This is a genomic window from Aminobacter sp. J44, assembly GCF_007829415.1.
Taxonomy (GTDB): domain Bacteria; phylum Pseudomonadota; class Alphaproteobacteria; order Rhizobiales; family Rhizobiaceae; genus Aerobium.
This window is the reverse complement of sequence record NZ_VLJG01000008.1, coordinates 77603-84096: the sequence shown is the minus strand read 5'-3', so window position 1 is coordinate 84096 and position 6494 is coordinate 77603. Positions and strand designations below refer to the sequence as shown.

General features: G+C 63.5%; 6 protein-coding genes. All 6 read left to right on the top strand.

Translation table 11 applies throughout. From position 1 onward, the window contains the following. Window positions 1-669 (top strand): glycosyltransferase (locus L610_RS04615; RefSeq protein ID WP_305765055.1); only part of this gene is annotated, 669 nt, incomplete at its 5' end. Beyond that, complete coding sequence (gene murC, locus L610_RS04610; RefSeq protein WP_144702874.1) at window positions 666-2066, top strand: UDP-N-acetylmuramate--L-alanine ligase; 1401 nt, start codon at window positions 666-668, stop codon at window positions 2064-2066. The genes L610_RS04615 and murC, both read left to right, overlap by 4 nt. Continuing rightward, entirely contained in the window at window positions 2063-3028 is a 966-nt protein-coding gene (gene murB / locus L610_RS04605) for a UDP-N-acetylmuramate dehydrogenase (RefSeq protein WP_024846594.1), read from the top strand. The genes murC and murB overlap by 4 nt, the downstream gene beginning before the upstream one ends. 286 nt (window positions 3029-3314) lie before the next feature. Continuing rightward, window positions 3315-4241 carry a D-alanine--D-alanine ligase gene (locus tag L610_RS04600; protein WP_024846593.1) on the top strand — a complete coding sequence of 309 codons (927 nt, stop codon included), beginning with the start codon at window positions 3315-3317 and terminating at the stop codon, window positions 4239-4241. After that, window positions 4229-5122: a cell division protein FtsQ/DivIB gene (locus L610_RS04595; protein WP_245263634.1), complete on the top strand. Its 894-nt coding sequence runs from the start codon at window positions 4229-4231 to the stop codon at window positions 5120-5122. The genes L610_RS04600 and L610_RS04595 overlap by 13 nt, the downstream gene beginning before the upstream one ends. Beyond that, window positions 5119-6432 carry a cell division protein FtsA gene (gene ftsA / locus L610_RS04590; protein ID WP_024846591.1) on the top strand — a complete coding sequence of 438 codons (1314 nt, stop codon included), beginning with the start codon at window positions 5119-5121 and terminating at the stop codon, window positions 6430-6432. The genes L610_RS04595 and ftsA overlap by 4 nt, the downstream gene beginning before the upstream one ends. Window positions 6433-6494: the final 62 nt, after the last annotated feature.

Sequence of the window (6494 nt, the reverse complement as noted above, 5' to 3'; positions counted from 1 at the left end):
GCCGCCAAGACCGTGACCACCGGCAACCCTGTCCGCCCGGCCGTCATCGAAGCGGCGAAAATCCCTTACGAGCCGTCTGCGGAAAGCGGTGAATTCCGCCTGCTGGTGTTTGGCGGTAGTCAGGGTGCGCAGTTCTTCTCCGACGCTATTCCGGGCGCAATCCGCAAGCTGCCGCCAGAACTTCGCGCACGGCTGAAGGTCACCCAGCAGGCGCGGCCGGAAGACGAGGCGGCCGTTCGCAAGGCTTATGCCGAGCTTGGCGTCCCCGCTGAGGTGGCGCCGTTCTTCACCGACATGGCTGCACGCATCGCCAATGCGCATCTGGTGATTTCGCGGTCGGGTGCGTCGACGGTGTCGGAAGTGGCTGCCGTAGGCCGTCCGGCAATACTCGTCCCGTATCCGCACGCGCTCGATCACGATCAGGCGGCCAATGCAGCTTCCCTTGCGGCAGTCGGCGGCGCCGAAGTCTGTCCGCAGGCGTCGCTTTCGGCAGATGTGCTTGCGGAAAAACTTTCGCACTACATGACCAGTCCCGCAGACTGCTCGAAAATTGCTGCGGCAGCGCGCAGTGTTGGCAAGCCCGATGCGACGCAGTTGCTTGCCGACCTCGTGGAGGCTATTGCATCGGGCGAATCCGTGGAAGCATTTAAGGGAAGGATGCGCGCATGAAGATGCCGCAGACAATCGGCGTCGTGCATTTCATTGGCATCGGCGGCATCGGCATGAGCGGCATCGCAGAGGTGCTGCACACGCTTGGCTACAAGGTGCAGGGCTCCGACCAGGCCGACAGCCAGAACGTCCAGCGCCTGCGCGAGAAGGGCATCGAGTGCATGGTCGGCCACAAGGCTGAAAACCTTGGCTCAGCCGAGGTTATCGTCGTGTCCTCTGCCGTCAAGAAGAACAACCCGGAGCTGATCGCCGCCCGCGAGAAGCTGCTGCCGGTTGTGCGCCGTGCCGAAATGCTGGCCGAGATCATGCGATTCCGCAATGCGATCGCGATCGGCGGCACGCACGGCAAGACGACCACCACTTCGATGGTCGCGGCACTGCTCGACGCCGGCGGGCTCGACCCCACCGTCGTCAATGGCGGCATCATCAACGCCTATGGCACCAACGCCCGCATGGGCCAGGGCGACTGGATGGTCGCCGAGGCTGACGAGAGCGACGGCACTTTCCTGAAGCTGCCGGCCGACATCGCCATCGTCACCAACATTGATCCTGAGCACCTCGACCATTACGGCTCGTTCGACAAGGTGCGTGACGCCTTCCGCCAGTTCGTCGAGAACGTGCCGTTCTACGGCTTCGGCGTCATGTGCATCGACCATCCCGAGGTGCAGGCGCTGGTGTCCAAGATCGAGGACCGCCGTGTCATCACCTATGGCGAGAACAAGCAGGCGGACGTGCGCTTCAGCAACGTCCGCATGGACGGCGTGGTCTCGGAGTTCGACGTGGTGATCCGCGACCGCAAGCAGGGCACCGAGACGACGATCGAAGGCCTGCGTCTCCCGATGCCGGGCAAGCACAACATCTCCAACGCCACGGCCGCCATCACCGTCGCTCACCAGCTCGGGATCGGGCCGGATGCCATCCGCGCAGGTCTCGCCTCGTTCGGTGGCGTGAAGCGCCGCTTCACCCGTACGGGCTCGTGGAACGGCGTTGAGGTGTTCGATGACTACGGACACCATCCGGTCGAGATCAAAGCCGTGCTGAAGGCGGCGCGCTCTGCCTGCAAGGGCAAAGTAATTGCCATCGCTCAGCCGCACCGCTTTACGCGCCTGCGGGACCTGTTCGACGATTTCGCCTCCTGCTTCAACGACGCCGACACCATCTTGGTCGCGCCCGTCTATGCGGCAGGCGAGGATCCGATCGAGGGCATCACCTCCGAGGCGCTGGTCGCCCGCATCCGTGCCGGCGGCCACCGTGACGCGCGCTACATCGAAGGTGCCGCCGCGATCGCGCCGCTGGTCAAGGAAATGGCGGAGCCGGGCGACTTCGTCGTCATGTTGGGTGCTGGCAACATCACCCAGTGGGCCTATGCCCTTCCGGGCGAGCTCGCCGCGCAATGAGCATGGGTACCGAGCTTCTCGCGCGGCTGGGCGATGCTGTCGCCGGCATTCGCGGCCGGCTGACGCCCGACGCGCCGATGGACGCCATCACCTGGTTCCGTGCCGGCGGCCCGGCCGACCTGATGTTCCAGCCAGCCGACGAGGACGATCTCGCGGCCTTCCTGAAGGTGCTGCCGGAGGATGTTCCGGTGCTGGTAGTCGGTGTCGGCTCGAACTTGCTGGTGCGTGAAGGCGGCATTCGCGGCGTTGTCATCCGCCTCTCCGCGAAGGGTTTTGGCAGCGTCGAGTATCTGGGCGGTAACCGGCTGCGGGCCGGAGCTGCCGTCCCCGACAAGCGCCTTGCCGCTGCCGCGCTTGAGGCTGGCCTCGGTGGCTTCCACTTCTACCACGGAATTCCGGGATCGATCGGCGGTGCGCTGCGCATGAACGCGGGTGCCAATGGCGTCGAGACGCGTGAGCGCGTCGTGTCCGTGCGCGCGGTCGACCGGAAGGGCAAGATCCATCTCTTCACCAAGGCGGAGATGGGCTACGCCTACCGGCACTCTTCGGTTTCAAAGGACCTGATCTTCGTCAGCGCTGAGTTTGAGGGCTATCCTGAAGACCCTGAAAAGATCCGCGCCGAGATGGATGCGGTGCAGAACCATCGCGAGACGGTGCAGCCTATCCGCGAGAAGACCGGTGGTTCGACCTTCAAGAACCCGGAAGGCACTTCCGCTTGGAAGGAGGTCGACAAGGCCGGCGCGCGCGGCCTCACCATTGGTGGCGCGCAGATGTCGGAGATGCACTGCAACTTCATGATCAATACCGGCACCGCGACCGGCTACGACCTCGAACTTCTCGGCGAGACGGTGCGCGCGAAGGTGCTCGCCAATTCCGGCATCCGCCTCGAATGGGAGATCAAGCGCGTCGGTGAATTTTTGCCCGGCCGCGAGGTGAAGGAGTTCCTGGGCGAGACCGCCTGAGGCATTTTCAAGTCTTTTCAGACACCTGATAAGGGCGGGCCAAACGGCTCGCCCTTTGCGTGTTTACCTTACGTTCCAGCCGATACCTAAAAATGTATCGATTTGTGAATCCTTCCTGAATCTCAAGGTCTTGCCACGGAATCCAACCTCTGATTCCTTAAGGACGAATCGTTTCCTGATTTGAGTCGAGCGTGTTCGAGATGCTGGCGGCTGCAGCCGCTGGATGACTCCGACTCAACTCTGCGAAACGCTGGAATGCGGCCGGCGGAAGAGGGGATTACCGGGCATGACGAGAAAGCACGTAGCCGTTCTCATGGGCGGTTTTTCCTCAGAGCGGCCGGTTTCGCTTTCTTCCGGAAATGCCTGCGCAGATGCTCTCGAGGCCGAGGGCTACCGGGTCAGTAGGGTCGATGTTGGCCGGGATGTCGCGTCGGTGCTTGCGGAGCTGAAGCCAGACGTAGCCTTCAACGCGCTGCATGGTCCGTTCGGTGAGGACGGCACGATCCAGGGCATCCTCGAATACCTCGAGATTCCCTACACGCATTCAGGCGTACTCGCCTCGGCGCTGGCGATGAACAAGGACCAGGCCAAGAAGGTGGTCAAGGCTGCCGGTGTGCCGGTTGCCGAATCGATGGTCGTGAATCGATTCGACATCGGAAACGAGCACCCGATGCCGGCTCCCTATGTGGTGAAGCCGGTTAACGAGGGGTCGAGCTTCGGCGTCGTCATCGTCAAGGAAGACCAGGCGCATCCGCCCCAGGTGCTGCGCTCCGAGGACTGGAAATACGGCGATACCGTCATGGTCGAGCGCTACGTCTATGGTCGCGAGCTGACCTGTGCGGTGATGGGCGATCGCCCGCTGGGCGTCACCGAGATCATTCCCCTGGGTGGGGCGTTCTACGACTACGACGCAAAATACGCTGCCGGTGGGTCAAAACACGAATGCCCCGCGAAAGTTTCACCGTTTATTTACCAAAAAATACAGACACTGGCTCTGAAGGCACATCAGGCAATTGGATGTCGCGGCGTATCGCGTTCCGACTTCCGCTTCGACGACCGCTATTCCGAAAATGGCGAGCTGATCTGGCTGGAAGTGAACACGCAACCCGGCATGACGCCGACGTCCCTGGTGCCAGAGCTAGCCGCGGAAGCGGGATATACATTTGGTGAATTGTTGAGTTGGATGGTGGAGGACGCGTCTTGTTTGCGTTGAGGGCCGGGCGACGTGATGGCGGGTTCGTGCTGCCGCGCATGATGCGCAGGCCGGCGCGTTTCGTCTCGCGCTTCGTCGCGGGCGAAGTTGAAGCTCCGCCGTTCTTGATGCTGGCGCTGTCTGCGGCGCTGGTTGGTGGTTTTTCTGCCTATGGCATGGTCGCGGGTGGTCATACCTCCACTGTTGTGCAGGCTGTCACCGCGCGCACCGGTTTTGCGATCGAGGAGATTCGCGTTGTCGGCAATGTCGAGACGTCCGACGTCGATATTTTCGACCGCGTCGGCCTCGACGGCTATACCTCTCTGATCGGCTTCGATGCGGAAGGGGCGCGCAAGCGCATCGAGACGTTGCCGTGGATCCAAAGTGCCGAGGTGCGCAAGGTTTATCCCGCCACCCTCGAGGTTGCTGTCACCGAGCGCAAGCCGTTCGCGATCTGGCAGCGCGGCAGCCTGCTGTCCCTGATCGAGGAAGATGGCAAGGTCATCGCTCCGCTCGCGGGCACACGCCACCTGACGCTGCCGCTCGTGGTCGGTAGCGGTGCAGCCGAGGAGGCCAAGGCTTTCATCTCCCAGGTTGCCCAGGTTCCTGGTCTGGCGCAGCGCGTGCGCGGCTATGTGCGCGTGTCCGAGCGCCGCTGGGACCTGCGCTTCGACAATGGTCTTACCGTCAAGCTGCCCGAGAATGGCGTTGACGTAGCCCTTCGCGATCTCATCGAACTCGACCAGCAGCACGGTCTGCTGGCTCGCGACGTCCAGATCGTCGACATGCGCTTCCCTGACCGCCTGGTCGTGAAGTTGTCGCCGGATGCGGCGACGGCGCGCGAGGCGGTGATGAAGGAGCGCCTTGGCAAGCATTATCGTCCTGCGGAGCGTCGTGTATGAGCTGGCTGCGCGGTAAATCTGATGTTTCGGCGGGCCGCTCCGGTATCGTCACCGTGCTCGACATTGGCTCGACCAAGGTGTGCTGTGTCGTCGGTCGCCTGAAGCCCTGCGAGGAAAGCGAGCGGCTTCCGGGGCGCACCCACAAGGTCAAGGTCATCGGCATCGGTCACCAGAAGTCGATGGGCGTGAAATCCGGCGTAATCGTCGATCTCGATCAGGCCGAACAGGCGATCCGCCTTGCTGTCGATGCCGCCGAGCGCATGGCTGGCCTCACCGTCGAGTCGCTGTTCGTCAACGTCTCCGCGGGCCGTCTGTCCAGCACCGTGTTCTCCTCGACAGTCAATCTCGGCGGTCACGAGGCCGGACCTTCCGATATCAAGCGGGTTCTCGCGGCTGGCGCAAAGCAGGCAATGCGCGCCGAGCGTGAGGTGATCCATTCGCTGCCAATCGGCTTCTCGCTCGATGCCGAGCGTGGCGTGCGCGACCCGTCCGGCATGATCGGCGACGTGCTCGGCGTCGACATGCATGTGCTGACCGCGGATGCGGCACCGCTGCGCAACCTTGAGCTTTGCGTTAACCGCGCGCACCTGTCGGTCGAGCGCATGGTGGCGACCCCCTATGCCAGCGGCCTTGCCGCGCTCGTCGATGACGAGGCGGAGATGGGCGCGGCCTGCGTTGACATGGGCGGCGGCACGACGACGATCTCGATCTTCGCCGAAGGAAAGTTCGTGCACGCGGAAGTCATTCCGATCGGCGGCAGCCATGTCACAATGGACCTCGCTAAGGGCCTGTCGACGCGCCGCGAATATGCCGAACGCCTCAAGGTCATGCATGGCTCGGCGCTCCCGGCGACAGGCGACGACCGCGACATGGTCACGGTCTACCCGATGAATCCGGAGGATGGCGAGGCGCCGCAGCAGGCGCCGCGCGCCATCATGAACAAGATCATCCGCGCCCGCGTCGAGGAGACGCTGGAACTCGTACGCGACCGGCTGAACAAGTCTGGTTTCGGCGGGGTCGTCGGCAAGCGTGTCGTGCTGACCGGCGGTGCAAGCCAGCTTGCGGGTCTGCCCGAGGCGGCGCGGCGGATACTGGCCCGTAACGTGCGGCTGGGGCGGCCGCTCGGTGTAACGGGTCTTCCGGAGGCCGCGAAGGGACCGGCGTTTGCGACGACGGTTGGCCTCCTGATCTACCCGCAGATGGCGGGTTTCGAGAGCCGAAACGGGAAGGGGGGTGGACTACCTTTCCGTGCCACTGGCACCGGTGGCCGGCTTCAGCGTGTCAGTCAGTGGTTGCGAGAGAGTTTTTAGGAACAACGGGGGCGACCCCGTGCTCCGCGGCGGCGAGCAGCGGGAAAAGGTAAAAGGACGAG